Source organism: Altererythrobacter litoralis (assembly GCF_036324225.1).
Taxonomy (GTDB): domain Bacteria; phylum Pseudomonadota; class Alphaproteobacteria; order Sphingomonadales; family Sphingomonadaceae; genus Erythrobacter; species Erythrobacter litoralis_A.
The window spans coordinates 341,388-358,945 of record NZ_JAZDQV010000001.1; the positions used below are offsets into that span (position 1 = coordinate 341,388).

A 17,558-nucleotide genomic window follows, 5' to 3' on the forward strand; every position below is an offset into this window, starting at 1 on the left:
TAAGTGGAACATCGGGCCTTTTTCCACACAAAGGCGCAAAGTCCGGGCCGCCGCATGAACGTAATCCTGCACGCCTCATTCAAAGCCCGTTCAGCCCCCTGCGCATAGCGGGAATTGCAAAATGCGGACAAGCAGGCCATTGCTGCGCCGCATGACAGATGGAAGCGTCTTTTTCGGGCGCCCAGGGTTTGGTTCCAGGAGAGAATTCAATGCGTTTTTTCGTTTCTAGCAGCCGCACGGGCAAGAAGCCGGTTTCGAATCTGGCGCTGGCGATCGCGCTTGCGACGGGTACGGCCGTGTTGAGCGGCGTTGTGGCCGAGCCGGCTTTTGCCCAGCGTGAAAAGAAGGAAAAGAAGAAGCCTGAAGCAGCCGCATATTCGAAGGAATTCGTGGCAATGTTCCAGCCGCTGCAAGCGGCCGTGAACACTGAAGGTGGTGACGTTGTAACTGCCAAGACCCAGTTCCCGGCGCTGCTTGCGCTGACGGTTTCTCCGGACGAGAAGAATGCAACCGGCGGACTGATCTACAATGCCGGCGCGAAGACTGGCGACCAGACGCTGCAGTTGCAGGGAATGGCACTGATGCTCGAAAGCGGCAAGGTGGCACCCGAGCAGGTCGGCCGCTTCAACTTCATCGCTTACCAGCTGGCGAACGCACAGCGTCAGTCCGCGGAATCGCGCGTCTTCCTGCAGAAGGCGATCGACGCACAGTTTACTACCCCCGAGTTGACTGTCGCCGACATGCAAACGGCGATGGCGGAGAGCTTCATTTCGGAACAGCGCTACGCGGACGGCTTGAACTACCTTGCGCAGGCAATCGCCAAGGCGAAGTCTGAAGGGCAGACGGTTGACGAAACCTGGTATCGCCGCGGACTGAGCGTTGGTTATAACAACAAGGTCACGCCGCAGGTCTATGAGTTCGTGACCGGTTGGGTGATCGATTACCCCTCTGCGACCAACTGGCGCGACGCGATCAATATCGCACGCAACATGAATTCGTTCGAAGGCCCGGAAATGCTCGATCTGCTGCGCCTGTCGCTGCGGGTCGGGGCCCTGCAGGAAAAGTACGAATACAGCGACTATGTCGAAGCCGCTGACGCGCGCCGCCTTCCGAAGGAAGTCAAGCGGGTGGTCGACGATGCGTTCAATTCCGGCCGCGCAAGCCGCGACGATATCTACCTCGCAGATGCACTGCAGATCGCAAATGGCCGCATTGCAGCAGACGAACACGAATTGCCGGCGCTGGAAAAGGACGCGCGCGCGGCAACTGCAGTTCTTCGTACCGTCGTGGCGGCGGGCGACACTTTCCTCAGCTACAGCCAGTACCCCAAGGCCGAGGAGTTCTACACTAAGGCGCTGGGCATGCCTGGCGTAAATACCGCCGAAGTGCAGACGCGCCTTGGTATCGCTCAGACCGAGCAGGCCAAGTATGACGAGGCGATCGCTACTTTCCGCAAGATCGGCGGCAAGCGCGATCCCATCGCTCGCCTGTGGGCGGCCTATGCCACGCAGAAGAAGAACGCGTCGGCTCCTGCCGCCGCGCCGGAACCTGCGCCCGGCGACTGATCCGTTTCCAAGCCAATACACAGAGGCGCGGTTCCCACTCGGGAGCCGCGCCTTTTCCTTTGGGACAGGCTGATTACCTGAGGCGCTTGACGTATAGCTGCCCGTCTGTGCCGCGTTTGAGCTCGAAGCGATCGAGCGACTGGAGCAGTTCCGACAGGCGACGGAAGCCGTAGTTGCGGACGTCGAAGCTGGAGCGGTTGCCTGCAATCTGACCTACTTCCTGCAGCTTGGCGAAGCCTTCCTCGTCGCGCTGCGCAGCCTTCCAGGCACCGCCGAGAAGCTCGATAAGCTCTTCATCGACGGCATTCTCGCCCTTTCCGGGCGCGCTGCCGCTGGTCGCTTCACCGCGCATCAGCTTGCCCACGTCGATGAATCGCGTGCAGGCGGTGCGCAGCGCTTCAGGTGTTTTGCCATCGCCGAAGCAATAAACGGGCAGGCCATCCTGCCTCAGGCGAGATACTAGCGGTGTGAAGTCGCTGTCGCTGCTCATGATCCCGAAGCCATCGACCTTGCCCTGGTAGAGCAAGTCTATGGCATCGATCGTCATCGCCATGTCGGTGGCGTTTTTGCCCCGGGTGAGGTCGAATTGCTGGTGAGGGCGGATTCCATAGCGGTTGGTCAATTCGGCCCAGCGCCGCAATGCGTCCTTCGCCCAATTGCCGTAGGCCCGCCGGATGTTCACCTGTCCGAGTTCAGCGAGAACGGTGAGGACAGCGTCGATGCCATTGGGATCGATATTGTCAGCGTCGATCAGCAACGCGATGTTCTTTGCATTGATTTCTGACATGCCCCTTAAGTGGGACGGGCACCGACTGGCGGCAAGCGATTATTCGATTGGCTCGAATTCGCCGCTTTCGTCGTTCAGAACATAGAGCACACCTTCGGAGATCGCGAAGAACGCGCCGCGAAGCTTCAATGCGCCGCTGGCCTCCTTTTCCGCGATCCAGGGGAAGGTACGCAAATTCGCAAGGCTAACCTTGACTGCTTCAAGCTCCATCGCGCGTTCTGCGGCCCGGCCTACGGTGCCATGCTCTGCGGCCACCGGCTCGCGGGCTTCGTCGAGCAAATGGATCCAGTCTGCGACGAAGCCGCCTTCGCCGGGCTCGTTGCCATGCAGGTCTTGCGTGAGCGCGGCTTTGCAACCGCCGCACCTGCCGTGGCCCATCACCAGGATTTGCTTCACTTGAAGCATTTGTACGGCGAATTCGACGGCAGCGGAAACGCCATGGTGGCCGGGCGTCGTCTCGAATGGCGGGACCAAAGCCGCAACATTGCGCACGACGAAAATCTCGCCCGGATCGACATCGAAAATCTGAGCCGGATCGACCCGGCTGTCCGAGCAGCCAATGATCATCAACTTGGGGCTTTGCCCTTCTGCAACCAACTGGTCATAGCGTGCGCGTTGGCGGGGATAGCCGTCATTACGGAAGCGGCGATAGCCATTCAGCAAGGCTGCGAATTCAGGCATCTCTGGCTCCCCCCATCAACAGCCTCAGAAACGTTCGCCGCGGATCACCTGCACATCCCACATACTGAACAGCAAGCCATGAGAGGTCAGTATCGGCGCAATCTCTTCGGCAAGACGCATAGCCTTGTCTTCGGCAGCGATGGTCAGGACAAGGACCTTGTCGGTGCCCATCACGCGCTCTTCGCGCCAGCGACCTTCGCGGCCCTTGCCCGACAATACCGGGGTGACTGTCCAGCCGGTGATTTCCACACGGTCGATCGCGTCGGTTACGCGCTTCACCAAAGCGGTGTCCGTAAGGATTTCGATGCGCTTGCGGGTAACCGTTTCAATCATGGTGCGGCAGCTCCTATACCGGCGAGCAGGCTGGCGGTGGCGCTAATCAGGCCGATATTGATGAGGATATTGAAGGGGAAAGTGAGGCTGAGCGACATGGTGAGGTAAATCCCCGGGTCAGCCTCGGGAAGGGCAAGGCGCATCGCCGCCGGTACCGCAATATAGCTTGCGCTTGCGCAGAGCACGCCGAGCGCCGCGGCAGAGCCGACGTCGAGCCCGATCACTGTCCCCAGCGCGGTCCCGAGAAATCCGTTCAACAAGGGCAAGCCAATGGCAATCGCCGCAAGTCGCCAGGTGAGTGCGCGCGCATCCATCATGCGCCGTGCAGCGATAAGGCCCATGTCGAGCAGGAAGATGCAAAGAACACCCTTGAAGCCCGCTTCGAAGAAGGGGCTGACTTCCGCAAATCCGTCTGCTCCGCCTATCAATCCGATGCCGAAAGCGCCGAGGAGCAGCACCACAGAGGCATTGAAGAACACTTCGTGGAGCAGTTCGCCCTTGGGCTGCCCACCCTGGCTGCCGAGTCCGCGGGCGAGCAGAAGGCCAGTGAGGATGGCCGGCGTTTCCATCGCGGCCATTACTGCCACCATATAGCCTCCCGGCGGCTTCGACTGCGCATCGAGAATTTCAACCGCGGTTACGAAGGTGACCACGCTGACGGAGCCGTAATGCGCGGCAACTGCGCCTGCGTTGATCCGGTCGAGCCTGCCGAAGCCCTTCAGGACTGCATAGGCCAGAAAGGGGATCAGGAAGCTTGCGGCGATGCCCGCGCCGAGCGCTGCTAGAACTGTGCCGTCTATGCCGGACTTGGAGACCGCGACGCCGCCCTTCAGGCCGATTGCGGCCATGAGATAAAGCGACATGCCCTTGGCAATTGCTTCAGGTATGGCGAGGTCTGATCGTGCGAACGCTGCGGCAACACCGAGAACGAAGAACAGAACTACCGGTGAAGTGAAGGTCTGTAGCGTGCTAGCGTCCATGAGGCGCCGGTTAGCCAAGCATACGTAATTCGGCAAGATGCAGTTGTTGCGCCGAGCACGCCCTTTCCCTAGATGGGCGCCATGAACGACCTATCATCCCCGCCACAGGGCAGCGAAGCACCGCGCCCCGCGCGTCAACGCAAGCCGGACTGGATCCGGGTGAAAGCTCCGGTGAGCGAGGGATACAACCAGACGCGCAAGCTCATGCGCGAATTGAACCTCAACACTGTTTGCGAAGAGGCCGCTTGCCCGAATATCGGCGAATGCTGGACCAAGAAGCACGCGACAGTGATGATCCTGGGCGATGTTTGCACGCGCGCCTGCGCCTTCTGCAACGTCAAGACCGGCATGCCGCGCATGGTCGATCCGATGGAGCCAGAGAATGTCGCGATCGCGGCAGGCAAGATGGGGCTCGAACACATCGTCATTACCAGCGTCGACCGCGACGACCTGCCCGATGGCGGGGCAGGGCAGTTCGTGAAAGTGGTCAAGGCGCTTCGCCGCGAGACGCCGGATACCACTATCGAGATCCTGACGCCCGATTTCCGTGGCAAGATGCGCGCGGCGGTCGAGGCGATTTGTGAAGCCGGTCCAGACGTTTACAACCATAACCTCGAAACTGTGCCGCGCCTTTATCCGACCATTCGGCCGGGGGCCCGCTATTACGCGTCATTGCGACTGCTCGAAGAGGTGAAGCACCACGATCCGATGATCTTCACCAAGTCGGGGATCATGCTGGGCTTGGGAGAGCAGCGGCTCGAAGTTCACCAGGTGATGGACGACATGCGCAGCGCTGAAGTCGATTTCATCACCATGGGGCAATATCTCCAACCGACTCCGCGCCACGCGACGGTTGAGGAATTCGTCACTCCCGATGCGTTCAAGGCCTATGGCGCGATCGCGCGGGCAAAGGGCTTCCTGCAGGTGGCTGCAAGCCCGCTGACCCGTTCGAGCTATCACGCGGGCGAGGATTTCGCGGAGATGAAGGCCGCGCGTGCAGAAAAGCTCGCCAAGGCGGAAGCAGCGCGCGAGGCCAGGCAAGGCGCCTGATGCCAGGCATCCGCGAAACGCGCCGCCTGCCATACAGCGCGGAGCAGATGTTCGACCTTGTGGCCGATGTGGCTCGTTATCCCGAGTTCCTGCCTTGGGTAATCGCCACTCGCGTGCGCTCGGACAGCGAGACCGAGATGATCGCCGACATGGTGGTTGGTTTCAAATCCTTGCGCGAAAAATTCACGTCGCGAGTGGAGAAAGAGCGGCCGCGCATGATCGACGTACATTACGTCGACGGCCCACTTCGCGATCTCGACAACACATGGATATTTCGCCCGCACCCCGATGGCGGTTGCGAAGTCGATTTCAGCGTCGAGTTCGCTTTCAAGAGCCGCGTGTTCGAGAAGCTGGCGGGGCAATATTTCGACCGCGCCTTCCACAAGATGGTGGCGGCCTTCGAAACGCGCGCGGCGGAAGTCTATGGAAGCAGCAGTTCGAGCGCGCAAAGCGCCGCGTGACGGCGCACTTCGGCACGGTTCATATCGGCAAACACCTTCAATTCGCCTTCCGGCTTGGCGTTGTCACCCCGCGATGCACGCGCGAACACTACCGTCCCAACGGGTTTCAGGGTCGTACCTCCACCCGGACCGGCAATCCCGCTGATCGCAACCGCCACATCGGCATTGCTATGCTTCAGCGCGCCTTGCGCCATCGCCCAGACGCAGGCGATCGAGACCGCACCAAAAGTCTCGATGATGTCGAGCGGAACACCTAGGCTCTCCATCTTGGCTTCGTTCGAATAGGTCACGAAGCCGCGGTCAAGCACGGCGGAAGAGCCGGGTATCTCGGTGATGGCAGCCGCCACCAGTCCGCCAGTGCAACTCTCCGCCAAGGCAACGGTTCTCCCCGCCGCGACATTGGCCTCGACGACCTTGCGTGCGAGTTCCTCAATTTCAGAGGGAAGAAGGCTGCCTTGCTCTGTCATACCGTCTCTCATGTCACATGCCCTGCAAGCTTACCACAGCTTGCGCCGCAATGCCTTCTCCACGACCGGTAAAGCCGAGCCGTTCGGTAGTGGTGGCTTTGACGCTGACTCGCGACAATTCGATCCCCAACAATTCGGCCAGCTTCGCGCGCATCGCGTCACGATGGGGGCCGATCTTGGGAGCTTCGCAGATGATCGTCAGGTCGACATTGCCGATTGCATAGCCTGCCTGCGACACCAGCTTCGCAGCGTGTGCAAGGAACAGCGGGGAGGGGGCCCCTTTCCATTGCGGGTCGCTGGGCGGGAAGTGGGTTCCGATGTCGCCATCGCCGATCGCGCCAAGAAGGGCATCGACCAGCGCATGCAGCGCCACATCGGCGTCGGAATGACCGGCAAGGCCCTTTTCATGCGGAATATGCACGCCGCAAAGCCAAAGCTCCTCGCCTTCCGCCAGCCGGTGGACGTCGAACCCCGATCCGATACGGAAGATGGGCATCTCGCTCACGAAATCCTCTGCAAAAGTGATCTTCTTCAAGCGTTCGTCACCATCGACCAGCACAACTTTGCCGCCTGCAGCGGCAAGCACCTGCGCGTCGTCTCCGGCGTCTGGTGCGCCAGTCCAGTTACGATGGGCGTCCAGAATTGCGCCATAGCGGAAAGCCTGCGGGGTTTGCACCCGGCGCATGGGTTCGCGCTCGGCCTTGCCAGCCATATGGCTGCCCTTGGCCAGGGCAATGCTGTCGACCACAGGCAAGACGGGGATAGCGCCAGCGTTGTCTTTCAGCGCGCCGAGCAGGCGTGCGATCACCGAGCTTGGCAAGTCGGGCCTTGCGGCATCATGGATCAGAACGCGATCCGGCGCGCTCGTGGTGAGCGCTTCGAGCCCGTTGCGCACCGACTGCTGTCGGGTCTCGCCGCCTTCAATCAATCCGATGCTGCCCAATCCTTGAAGGGCGGCGTTTGCGAATTCCTCGCCGTCCTCCGGTATCACCACGACCAATGGATTTGCCCCGGCATCGAGCAACGCCTCGACCGAATGGCGCACAAGCGGCTTACCGCGCCAATTGGCGAATTGCTTGGGAAGGGCGCCACCCGCGCGCAGCCCTTTGCCGGCGGCAACGACAATCGCGGCGAATGAGGGAAGGGCATTGGTATCGTTCACGGCGGGCAGCGCTTAAGGACTGGACGGGCTGAGCGCAATCCACTATGCGCTGCCCAAATTTTAGGCACCTGCATATTGTCATGACTTCGCTTCCCAATCCTCCGGCACTGAAGCCGATCGAAATCGGCCCGGTGCGGATCGAAACGCCGGTCGTTCTCGCGCCGATGACGGGCGTGACCGACCTGCCGTTCCGCAAGCTGGTGCGGCGCTATGGCTCGGGCCTTAACGTGACCGAGATGATCGCCAGCGAAGCCGCGATCCGCGAAACGCGTCAATCGATCCAGAAGGCAGCGTGGGACGCGGCCGAAGAGCCTGTCTCCATGCAGCTCGTTGGCTGCGATCCGGTCAGCATGAGCGAGGCCGCAAAGCTGCAGGAAGGCAACGGCGCGGCAATCATCGACATCAACTTCGGCTGCCCGGTGCGCAAGGTGGTCGGCCAGTTCGCCGGCAGCGCACTGATGCGCGAAGTGGCGCTTGCAACGAAGCTGATGGAAGCGACGGTGAAAGCCGTCAATGTGCCCGTCACGGTCAAGATGCGGATGGGCTGGGATCATGCCAGCCTTAATGCGCCCGAGCTGGCTAAGATCGCGGAAGACCTCGGCGTGAAGATGATCACGGTGCATGGCCGCACGCGCAACCAGATGTACAAAGGTAGCGCCGACTGGGCCTTCATCCGCAAGGTCAAGGATGCGGTTTCGATCCCCGTAATCGTCAATGGCGACATCTGCACGATCGAGGACGCTGCAAAGGCGCTTGAGCAATCGGGCGCAGACGGGCTGATGATCGGTCGCGGAGCCTATGGCAAGCCGTGGTTGCTGGGCCAGGTGATGAATTGGTGGCGCACGGGCGAATTGCTCGAAAGCCCGGATTTTCACGAGCAATATAAAACGCTGGTCGAGCATTACAACGACATGCTTGAGCATTACGGGCGCGATGTCGGCACCAAGATCGCGCGCAAGCACCTGGGCTGGTATACCAAGGGCATGCACGGTTCGGCCGAGTTCCGGAATTTCGTGAACTTCATCGACGATCCCGACCAGGTGCTCGGTGAAATCGAACGCTTCTACGAGCCTTTCCTGAGGCGCCGCGCGGCGTGAACGCAATGGTCGAGGCGCAGGAGAAGAAGCCGGATCCCGCAACAGTGATCGGCGGGATGGTGTTCGCTGTGCTGCTGCTCGATGCCGAAGGGTGCATTGCCGAGACGAACCACGCCGCCGAAATGCTGCTGGGCAAGAGCGAGAAACGCCTGTTGGGGCAATCGCTCGCGGAAGTGGTGGAGTTGATCGACGAGCGCGTGATCGATCATCTCGCACAGCCGGATGCTTCGCTGGTGGCGCGCGACATCCGCCTGTTCGTCGACGGCCAGGAGCACCGGGTGAACCTGACCATCTCGCCCCTGACGGCCTATCCGGGCTGGCGCGTGGTTACGCTGTCGGATTCCGGGCGGGACGATGCGGCGCGTGAGCAAGAGGGGGAGGCGGCCAGCCTGGGCGCCCCCGCCATTCTCGCGCATGAGATCCGCAATCCGCTGGCGGCGATCAGGGGGGCGGCGCAATTGGTCGCGCGCAAGCTCGAGCCGGCTGAGCGGCATCTCGCTCGGATGATAACCGACGAGGTCGACCGGATTGCGCGTCTGATCGACCGGATGCAGCAGTTGGGGCGTTCGACACCCGAGAAACTTGGCCCGACCAATCTTCACGAAGCGATCCGCTCCGCTATCGCTACTGTACGAGCGGCAGGGAATGAGGGGATCGAAATCGTCGAGGAGTTCGATCCGTCTCTGCCCCCTGTGCTGGCCAACCGTGACGCCCTGGAACAAGTGCTGATCAACCTGCTGTCTAACGCGTGTGACGCGCTGCGTAACAGCGACACGCCGGAGCCTCAGGTTTCGGTCAGGACCCGTTTCGTCAGCGGCTTTGCCTTCAGTGCGGTTCACTTTGGCCGCACGGTGAAACTGCCCATCGAAATTACCGTGACCGACAACGGCCCCGGTATCGATGAGGCGCTGCGCGACCATGTGTTCGAGCCCTTCATTACGTCGAAGAAGTCGGGGCAGGGACTGGGGCTGGCTCTGGTTCGCAAGCTGGTCCGCGACATGCAGGGCCGCATCGCCCACGAGCGCGACACGCGCCTGGGCCTCACACATTTCCGCGTCCACCTGGCCGTGGCCAATCGGGAGAAATCCGCATGAGCGGATCGGTGCTTCTGGTCGAGGACGACCGCGCGATCGCTACCGTGATTACTGCAGCCTTGGAGGATGAAGGCTTCACGCTCCATCATTGCGAAAGCATAGCGGCGCGCGACCGCGTGCTGGCCGTCCACCGCTTCGATGCCATGCTGACCGATGTGGTGTTGGGCGATGGTGACGGAATCGCCTCGCTCGACGCAGTGCGTGCCGTCGACCCTGACATGCCGGTGATCGTGCTTTCGGCCCAGAACACGCTCGATACTGCGGTGCGAGCCAGCGAGACGCAGGCTTTCGAATATTTCCCGAAGCCGTTCGATCTCGACGAGCTGGTGCGTGCAGTAAAACAGGCAGCGGGCCAGCGTGCTGGCGCGGAAGCCGCACCCGTCGCGGAAGGTGACGGGATGCCGCTGGTTGGTCGCAGCCAGGCGATGCAGGGCGTTTATCGCATGATCACGCGGGTTCTCCGCAACGACCTGACCGTGCTGATCACGGGCGAATCCGGCACCGGCAAGGAATTGGTCGCAGAGGCGATCCACCAGCTTGGTGCGCGCAAGTCCGGCCCGTTTGTCGCGGTCAATACGGCCGCGATCCCGTCGGAACTGATCGAAAGCGAGCTGTTCGGTCATGAGAAGGGGGCATTTACCGGAGCGGTCGCGCAAGCGATCGGCAAGTTCGAACAGGCCAATGGCGGCACGCTGTTCCTCGACGAGATCGGCGACATGCCTCCGGAAGCGCAGACGCGACTGCTGCGGGCGCTTCAATCAGGCCGCATTCGTCGCGTTGGCGGGCGGCAGGAAATCGCAGTCGATGTCCGCATCATTGCTGCCACCAACCGCGACCTCGCACCGATGATCGCGGAAGGGCGCTTCCGAGAAGATTTGTTCTATCGGCTGAACGTGGTCCCGATCGAGCTGCCGCCGCTGCGCGAACGGCGCGAAGACATCGAAGTGCTGTCCCAGCATTTCCTCAACCTCGCCGCCGAAGACGGGCTGCCGCGCCGCCAGATCACGCGCGATGCCCTGGGCAAGCTTGAGCAACGCCGTTGGAGAGGGAACGTGCGCGAGCTTCGCAATGTGATCTACCGACTGGCGCTGCTGGCGCGCGAAGATGTGATCGATGCGGAGGCGCTCGATGACATCATCGGGCCCGAGCGCGAGAGCAGTCCGACAGAGCAGCAACTCGATTTCGGGGGTGCCTTGCAGCTTTGGCTGACTGCCAATCATCCGCCTCCGGGCGCTCTGTATCACAACGCGCTGGCCGCGTTCGAGAAGCCACTGATGGAATATGCTCTCGCCCGGACCGGCGGGAACCAGCTCCGCGCAGCCAAGCTGCTAGGGATCAACCGGAATACCTTGCGCAAGCGATTGGGCGAACTGGCGATCAACGCCGACCGCTTCGTCAGACCGGTCTGACGCACGGCTCCAAGAAAGAGCTTGCATATTTGCAACAACACCGTTGTATCGTTGCAACTATGTCGCATTCCGCTGGTTCGCCGACACATCATTCACCTCGTTGGTGGCGCCGCTTCCAGCTCGCTGCGCGCCGCGCGAACATCTTCGTGTGGCTCGAGCGCGTTTCGGCGCTCGTCCTGCTGATTGCGATGTGGGCCACTTGGTTCGCTTTCACCAATGCGCCGCCCGATGGGACAATGCTCCCCACGTCACAGGTCTCGATCCTGCTGGTCGGCACACTGGTCCCCGCCATGACCTTGCTGGTGTTGTTTGGCCGGCGCCTAGCACTTCGCCGCGCAGCCGGCAGCACTGCGCGCCTGCATGTCCGACTTGTGTTCTTCTTCTCGCTGATTGCAGCTGTCCCGACCCTGCTGGTGGCGGGATTTGCCGCGATCCTGTTCCAGTCTGGCGTCGACTTCTGGTTCTCGGATGACTCGCGCGGGCTGATGAAGAACGCCAATGAACTGGCGCAGGGATATTATGACCAGAACCAGCGCGAAGTCGCCGAGGGAACCATCATCATGGCGAGCGACATGCGCTTCTATCTTGAGCGCGGTTCGGTCAGCGATGAAGGTTTTGCCGATTTCTACGCCTACCAGGCGCAGGGGCGCGAGATTTCCGAAAGCGCTATCGTACAGAAACTTGCCGACGGTTCGCTACGCACTGCCGCAATCCTGAACCCGATCGAAGGAAACCAGCCGAACAGGTTCATTGAGGCCGGTTTGCCTCGGCTCAACAGCGGCGACATGGTCTGGGTTGAAGGTAGCCCTGAGCGGATCGAGGCTTTGGCTCCGATCGATCGCGACGCCGGGATTTACCTCTACAATGCGCGCAGCCCCGAAGAGGATTCCTTCAACTATTGGGAAAAGGCGCAATCGGTTTCGACCACATACGAAGTGCTGACCAAGCGCGCCCGTGCGCTGCAACTGCGCTTCAACCTCGCGCTTTTCGTGGTCAGCCTGGCACTGGTCGGACTGGCGGTGTGGTTCGCACTTCGCTTTGCCGACCGGCAAGTCGAACCTTTGACCGATCTCGTCGCGGCGGCGCGCAAGGTGGGGGCAGGCAATTTCTCGCTGCGTGTCGAAGGGCGCACAGGTGCTGATGAAATCGGCCTGCTCAACCGTGCCTTCAACCGGATGACCGCGCAGCTCGAAAAACAGACGCGGGCACTGGTCCAGGCCAATCGCCAGATCGACGATCGGCGCGCGTTCATGGAAGCGGTGCTCGATTCCGTCACGGCCGGCGTCATTTCGGTCGACGGGGCCGGCAAGGTTCTCCTCATCAATGGTTCCGCCCAGGATCTGCTGCTTGAGGATGACAAGAAGGGCGCAGCGGTGGGAATGGAACTGTCCGACCTTTCCCCGCAGATTGCCGCAATGATTGAGGCCGGGCTTCGCAGTGGCATCGTGACGCATTCGAAGGGTAGCGAACTGCTGACGCTGGCCGTGAAGATTGCGCCTGAGAAAGACGGGCACGTGATCACATTCGAGGACATCACGCGCCAGTTGCTCGATCAGCGACAGGCCGCTTGGTCTGACGTCGCCAGGCGCATCGCCCATGAGATCAAGAACCCGCTCACTCCGATCCAGCTTGCAACCGAGCGGCTAAAGCGGCGCTATCGCCGACAGATCGAAAGCGATGGCGAACTGTTCGACGAATTGACCAGCACGATCGTGCGGCAAGTCGGCGATCTCAGGAAGATGGTCGACGAGTTCAGCTCCTTCGCGCGCCTGCCCAAGCCAAACTTTCGGCAGGAAGATGCGCTCGACCTCGTGCGGCAGGCGTTGTTCCTGCAGGAAGTGGCGCATCCTGAAGTGGACTTCGCCCTGTCGACCGAAGGGCTGGATGCCCGCATGCTGAGTTGCGACCGGCATCAGTTCGGCCAGGCGATGACAAATGTCATCAAGAACGCGGTAGAAGCAGTCGACGCTCGCGCGCGAAATGCTGAACCGGACTATCGCGGCAAGATTGCGGTCTCGATGGCGAATGACGATGCCTATCTGACGATCGCGGTCGAAGACAATGGCGTGGGGCTGCCGCAAGAACGCGACCGTATCACCGAGCCCTATATGACGACCCGCGAGAAGGGCACCGGGCTTGGCCTAGCGATCGTCAACAAGATTGTCGACGAGCATGGCGGCGAGATGAGTTTTTCCAATGGCGAGGGGGGCGGGACCCGTGTGGTCCTGCGTTTCGCGCGCGATCCGCTGGGTGAACGGACCGCGCATCATCCCGAAAATATCGAACAGAAGGAGATGCCATAGTGGCGCTCGAAATTCTCGTCGTTGACGATGAACGCGACATTCGCGAGCTCGTTTCCGGCGTACTTAGTGACGAAGGATATGCCTGCCGCACAGCTGGCGACAGTGCCAGCGCGCTCGCGGCGATCGACGAACGCCGCCCCAGCCTGGTGTTGCTCGATGTGTGGCTGCACGGCAGCGAGATGGACGGGCTGGAAGTGCTCGATGCGATCAAGGCTCGCGAGCCCCAGTTGCCGGTGATCATCTTTTCCGGCCACGGGAATATCGACACCGCCGTATCCGCCGTGGGCCGCGGTGCGATGGACTTCATCGAGAAGCCGTTCGAGGCAGAACGCCTGCTGCTCTTGGTCGAGCGTGCGACGGAGACCGAGCGGCTCCGCCGCGAGAACACGCAGCTGCGCGAAGGCTTCACGCGTGGCGAAGAATTCACTGGCAACTCGTCGGCGATCAACGCGGTGCGGGCAACGCTTAAACGCGTGGCGAGCACTGGCAGCCGCGTGCTGATTTCCGGCCCGGCGGGAGCGGGGAAGGAAGTGGCAGCAAGGCTGCTGCATAGCTGGAGCCCGCGCGCCGAGCACGCCTTTGTGATTGTGAATTCTGCTCGCATTACGCCGGAACGCTTCGAACAGGAACTGTTCGGCGAAGAATCCGATGGCAAGCTGGTTCGTCCGGGCCTGCTGGAGCTGGCCGATGGCGGCACACTCTATCTCGACGAAGTCGCGGACATGCCGCTGTCGACGCAAGCGCGGATCCTGCGCGTCCTGACGGAGCAGAGTTTCGTGCGTGTTGGCGGCAGCCGACAGATCGGCGTGGACGTGCGCGTGGTCTCCTCAACGTCGCGCGACCTCGCAGCCGAGATGGAAGAGAAGCGTTTCCGCGAAGACCTCTTCTACCGGCTGAACGTCGTTCCGGTCGGCATTCCCTCGCTATCCGAACGGCGAGACGACATCCCGGCACTGGCAGAGCATTTCTTCACTCGCTATGCTGCTGAACAGGGGCTTCCGCCGCCGGATGTGTCGGAACAGGCGATGGCGGCGCTGCAGGCCTACGACTGGCCGGGTAATGTCCGTGAGCTGCGCAATCTGGTGGAGCGCACCATCATCATGACGCCGCGCGAAGAGCTCAAGACGGTGGAGCCGCACATGCTACCAGGCGAAATCAACGGTTCGGGGAGCGAGCCCGCAGCTGCATCCTTCGCAGGCGTAATGGGTGTGCCGTTGCGTGAGGCGCGCGAGAGCTTCGAGCGTGAGTATCTTTCAGTCCAGATCCGGCGCTTCTCCGGCAATATCTCGAAGACTGCCGCCTTTATCGGGATGGAGCGATCTGCACTGCACAGGAAACTGAAGCTGCTCGGCATGACCGATCGCGATGGATAGCGATGGCCCGAAAGGCCAGGGCGCTGGCTGCACCTGGCATAATCGGGATTGCCCAGCACGGGCAAAGGCGTCATTATAGTTACTTAACACGGCGTCAGGCCTAGGCCCGGCCCCAGATAGCGGACTGCAAGAGCGGCCGCCAAGAACAGGAGCATCAATAATGTCCAACGGGCGAACTCTCTCCGCACGCCCCCGGCCCGAAAAACCGGCCCAGTCCGACAATCCGGGCAAGCAGCAGGCCAAGCTGCAAGACGCATTTCTCAACCTGCTGCGCAAGAACAAGATCCCGGTAACGGTGTTCCTTGTCAAAGGCGTGAAGCTGCAGGGCATCGTCACCTGGTTCGACAATTTCTCGATGCTCTTGCGGCGCGACGGGCAATCCCAGCTTGTCTACAAGCATGCGATTTCGACCATCATGCCCGGTCAGCCGATCGATGCCGAACAGTTCGCTAGCCAGCAGGGCAGCGGCAAGCAGCGCTTGCTGCAGGATGTGTTCCTCACCCGCGTAAGCGAAGTCGAGGTTCAGGTCACCATGTTCCTCGTCAACGGTGTCATGCTTCAGGGGCGAATCGCCGCCTATGATCTGTTCTGCGTGTTGCTCGAACGCGATGGTTTCGTGCAACTGGCCTACAAGCATGCCGTTTCGACAATCCAGCCTGCTTCGCCGGTCGACCTGACCGATGACGACTGGGAAGGCGAGGACGACTGAGCTTCGACGACGACCTGCTGGGGGAAGTGACGCGCGGTGCGCGCGCACTTGTCCTCTGCCCCGACATTCGCGGTCAGGCTTACGCCATCGACGCCGCCGAGCGGCTCGAAGAGGCGTGCGGGCTTGCGCTCGCGATCGGCGTAGTCATCGCCGATGCACGGGTCGTGCCGGTACGTGCGATGCGCCCCGGCACCTTGTTCGGTTCGGGCCAGATCGAGCAGATCGCCACCGATTGCGAACTGCGTGACGCCGAACTGGTGATTGTCGACGGTGCGCTCAGCCCGATCCAGCAGCGCAATCTTGAGGAAAAGCTTAAGCGCAAGGTGATCGACCGGACCGGCCTGATCCTTGAGATTTTTGGAGAGCGCGCAGCGACGGCCGAAGGTCGGCTCCAGGTCGAGCTCGCGCATCTCGACTACCAGCAAAGCCGGTTGGTGCGCAGTTGGACTCACCTCGAGCGGCAACGCGGCGGTTTCGGCTTCCTCGGCGGCCCGGGTGAAACCCAGATCGAAGCCGACCGGCGCATGATCCGCCAGCGAATGGCGCGGCTCCGCAAGGAACTCGAACAAGTCCGCCGGACACGCGGCCTGCATCGCGAACGCCGCGGACGGGCGCCATGGCCCGTTATCGCCCTGGTCGGCTACACCAACGCGGGGAAATCGACACTCTTCAACCGGCTGACCGGCGCCGAAGTGATGGCGGAAGACCTGCTATTCGCCACGCTCGATCCCACCATGCGTGCGATCGAGCTACCCGGCGTCGAAAAGGCCATTCTTTCGGATACGGTTGGCTTCATCTCTGACCTGCCGACCCAGCTTGTGGCGGCGTTCCGCGCAACACTGGAAGAGGTCACCGGAGCCGATGTCATCCTGCATGTGCGCGACATGGCAAACCCGGCGCATGAAGCCCAGAAGAAGCAGGTGCTGTCGGTGCTTGCAGAATTGGGCATCGTGGACGGGGAAGGGGAGACAAGCTCCATCCCCATTATCGAGGCCTGGAACAAGGTTGACCTGGTGGAGCCGGAACGGGCGGCGGAACTTTGTGAAATGGCATCGGCTCAAGGCGATGCGCTGGTCATTTCCGCCTTAACGGGTGACGGTGTGGAAGCACTGCTGGAACGTGTCGCCGGCCTGCTAACCCGCGAAGCACGAGTGTGCGAATTCGAGCTTCCGATGAGTGATGGCAAGCGGCTCGCATGGCTCCACGCGCATGGCGAGGTTCTGTCCGAGGAGGCCGGTGGGGAGGGGGAGCAGGGGCCACTGGTGCGCCTTTCCGTGAGGTTGACCCCGAAGCAAGTGGGCCAGTTCTCCCGATTATGAGCCGTTTTCGGTGCGCTTGACGCGCTGCCAGAGCTCTTCCTGCTGATCGAGCGACAGATTGGGGAAATACTCACCCGCGAGGCCTTCCATGGCGCGGAACCGCCGTTCGAACTTCTTATTTGCCGCGCGCAATGCCTCTTCGGCATCTATCCCGTAGGCGCGGACGAGGTTGACCGCCGCGAACAGGAAATCGCCAGCCTCCTCGAATTGCTCGGTTTTCGAGGATGCGGCTGCAAGTTCATCGATTTCTTCATTAATCTTCGCAGCGGGTCCGCTTGGATCAGGCCAGTCGAAACCTGTCCTGGCTGCGCGCTTTTGCAACTTCTGGGCGCGCATCAATGCAGGAAGCGCGGTGGCAACGCCATCCAGCGCGCTCGACGCGCCCTTCTGCTCTCTTTCAGCCGCTTTCAGCGCTTCCCAGCGGGTTTCGCCCATCGTTCCGGCTTCGTTACCGAAGATGTGCGGATGGCGGGTTTCCATCTTGTCGGAGATTGAGGCTGCCACATCCTCGAAGGCGAAATGCCCGGCTTCTTCTGCCATCCGCGCATGGAAGACCACTTGGAGCAGTAGATCGCCGAGTTCGTCCTTGAGTTCGGCGATATCATTGCGGTCGATCGCGTCGGCGACTTCGTAGGCTTCTTCGATCGTGTACGGCGCGATGGTGGAGAAGTCTTGTGCCAGATCCCATTCGCATCCGTTTTCGGGATCGCGCAGGCGTGCCATTATGCGAAGGAGGCGGCTGATCTGATGCTGGTAGGGGGTCACTCT

At 61.5% G+C, this 17,558-nt stretch carries 17 protein-coding genes; 10 read left to right on the forward strand and 7 right to left on the reverse strand.

The features are described from left to right. Positions 1 to 209 precede the first annotated feature (209 nt). On the forward strand, positions 210 to 1,565 hold the full coding sequence (locus VRS74_RS01660; protein WP_354143495.1) for a hypothetical protein: 1,356 nt from the start codon (positions 210 to 212) through the stop codon (positions 1,563 to 1,565). Positions 1,566 to 1,638: 73 nt separating this feature from the next. Here the strand turns inward: VRS74_RS01660 and VRS74_RS01665 are convergent, their stop codons facing one another. From VRS74_RS01665 to VRS74_RS01680, 4 genes are read right to left on the reverse strand one after another with little or no spacing between them, the layout of a single operon-like run. Further along, complete coding sequence (locus tag VRS74_RS01665) at positions 1,639 to 2,352, reverse strand: NYN domain-containing protein (protein ID WP_354143496.1); 714 nt, start codon at positions 2,350 to 2,352, stop codon at positions 1,639 to 1,641. Between the two features lie 39 nt (positions 2,353 to 2,391). Continuing rightward, positions 2,392 to 3,033, reverse strand: coding sequence for a carbonic anhydrase (locus VRS74_RS01670; RefSeq protein WP_354143497.1), 642 nt, complete (start codon positions 3,031 to 3,033; stop codon positions 2,392 to 2,394). 24 nt (positions 3,034 to 3,057) lie between these two features. Then, entirely contained in the window at positions 3,058 to 3,366 is a 309-nt protein-coding gene (locus tag VRS74_RS01675; protein WP_354143498.1) for a P-II family nitrogen regulator, read from the reverse strand. Continuing rightward, the gene (locus tag VRS74_RS01680; RefSeq protein ID WP_354143499.1) at positions 3,363 to 4,346 is read right to left on the reverse strand and encodes a sodium-dependent bicarbonate transport family permease; all 984 of its coding nucleotides are present in this window, start codon (positions 4,344 to 4,346) and stop codon (positions 3,363 to 3,365) included. The genes VRS74_RS01675 and VRS74_RS01680 overlap by 4 nt, the downstream gene beginning before the upstream one ends. A gap of 81 nt (positions 4,347 to 4,427) precedes the next feature. Here VRS74_RS01680 and lipA point away from each other — a divergent pair, with 81 nt between their 5' ends. Both lipA and VRS74_RS01690 read left to right on the forward strand, forming a co-directional pair. Further along, positions 4,428 to 5,396 (forward strand): lipoyl synthase, encoded by a 969-nt coding sequence (gene lipA / locus VRS74_RS01685; RefSeq protein WP_435521359.1) that lies wholly within the window; start codon positions 4,428 to 4,430, stop codon positions 5,394 to 5,396. Continuing rightward, positions 5,396 to 5,857 carry a type II toxin-antitoxin system RatA family toxin gene (locus VRS74_RS01690; protein WP_354143501.1) on the forward strand — a complete coding sequence of 154 codons (462 nt, stop codon included), beginning with the start codon at positions 5,396 to 5,398 and terminating at the stop codon, positions 5,855 to 5,857. The genes lipA and VRS74_RS01690 overlap by 1 nt, the downstream gene beginning before the upstream one ends. Here VRS74_RS01690 and VRS74_RS01695 read toward each other — a convergent pair. Both VRS74_RS01695 and VRS74_RS01700 read right to left on the reverse strand, forming a co-directional pair. Next, complete coding sequence (locus tag VRS74_RS01695) at positions 5,818 to 6,336, reverse strand: CinA family protein (RefSeq protein ID WP_354143502.1); 519 nt, start codon at positions 6,334 to 6,336, stop codon at positions 5,818 to 5,820. The genes VRS74_RS01690 and VRS74_RS01695 overlap by 40 nt on opposite strands. 1 nt (position 6,337) lies before the next feature. Beyond that, positions 6,338 to 7,486, reverse strand: a complete 1,149-nt coding sequence (locus VRS74_RS01700; RefSeq protein ID WP_354143503.1) for a bifunctional 2-C-methyl-D-erythritol 4-phosphate cytidylyltransferase/2-C-methyl-D-erythritol 2,4-cyclodiphosphate synthase — start codon at positions 7,484 to 7,486, stop codon at positions 6,338 to 6,340. A gap of 80 nt (positions 7,487 to 7,566) precedes the next feature. Here VRS74_RS01700 and dusB point away from each other — a divergent pair, with 80 nt between their 5' ends. The 7 genes from dusB (at position 7,567) to hflX (ending at position 16,790) form a co-directional block, all read left to right on the forward strand. Continuing rightward, positions 7,567 to 8,583 (forward strand): tRNA dihydrouridine synthase DusB, encoded by a 1,017-nt coding sequence (gene dusB, locus VRS74_RS01705; protein WP_354143504.1) that lies wholly within the window; start codon positions 7,567 to 7,569, stop codon positions 8,581 to 8,583. 5 nt (positions 8,584 to 8,588) lie between these two features. Beyond that, complete coding sequence (locus VRS74_RS01710; RefSeq protein WP_354143556.1) at positions 8,589 to 9,677, forward strand: two-component system sensor histidine kinase NtrB; 1,089 nt, start codon at positions 8,589 to 8,591, stop codon at positions 9,675 to 9,677. Then, positions 9,674 to 11,086 carry a sigma-54-dependent transcriptional regulator gene (locus VRS74_RS01715; RefSeq protein ID WP_354143505.1) on the forward strand — a complete coding sequence of 471 codons (1,413 nt, stop codon included), beginning with the start codon at positions 9,674 to 9,676 and terminating at the stop codon, positions 11,084 to 11,086. The genes VRS74_RS01710 and VRS74_RS01715 overlap by 4 nt, the downstream gene beginning before the upstream one ends. Positions 11,087 to 11,145: 59 nt before the next feature. After that, complete coding sequence (locus VRS74_RS01720) at positions 11,146 to 13,389, forward strand: sensor histidine kinase (protein ID WP_354143506.1); 2,244 nt, start codon at positions 11,146 to 11,148, stop codon at positions 13,387 to 13,389. Continuing rightward, positions 13,389 to 14,762, forward strand: a complete 1,374-nt coding sequence (ntrX, locus tag VRS74_RS01725) for a nitrogen assimilation response regulator NtrX (protein WP_354143507.1) — start codon at positions 13,389 to 13,391, stop codon at positions 14,760 to 14,762. Before VRS74_RS01720 ends, ntrX begins: the two co-directional genes overlap by 1 nt. A 160-nt stretch (positions 14,763 to 14,922) precedes the next feature. After that, on the forward strand, positions 14,923 to 15,471 hold the full coding sequence (gene hfq, locus VRS74_RS01730) for an RNA chaperone Hfq (protein WP_354143508.1): 549 nt from the start codon (positions 14,923 to 14,925) through the stop codon (positions 15,469 to 15,471). Between the two features lie 26 nt (positions 15,472 to 15,497). Further along, complete coding sequence (gene hflX / locus VRS74_RS01735) at positions 15,498 to 16,790, forward strand: GTPase HflX (protein WP_354143509.1); 1,293 nt, start codon at positions 15,498 to 15,500, stop codon at positions 16,788 to 16,790. Here hflX and mazG read toward each other — a convergent pair. Further along, the gene (mazG, locus tag VRS74_RS01740) at positions 16,785 to 17,555 is read right to left on the reverse strand and encodes a nucleoside triphosphate pyrophosphohydrolase (protein WP_354143510.1); all 771 of its coding nucleotides are present in this window, start codon (positions 17,553 to 17,555) and stop codon (positions 16,785 to 16,787) included. The two genes, hflX and mazG, sit on opposite strands and share 6 nt — an antisense overlap. Positions 17,556 to 17,558 lie beyond the last annotated feature (3 nt).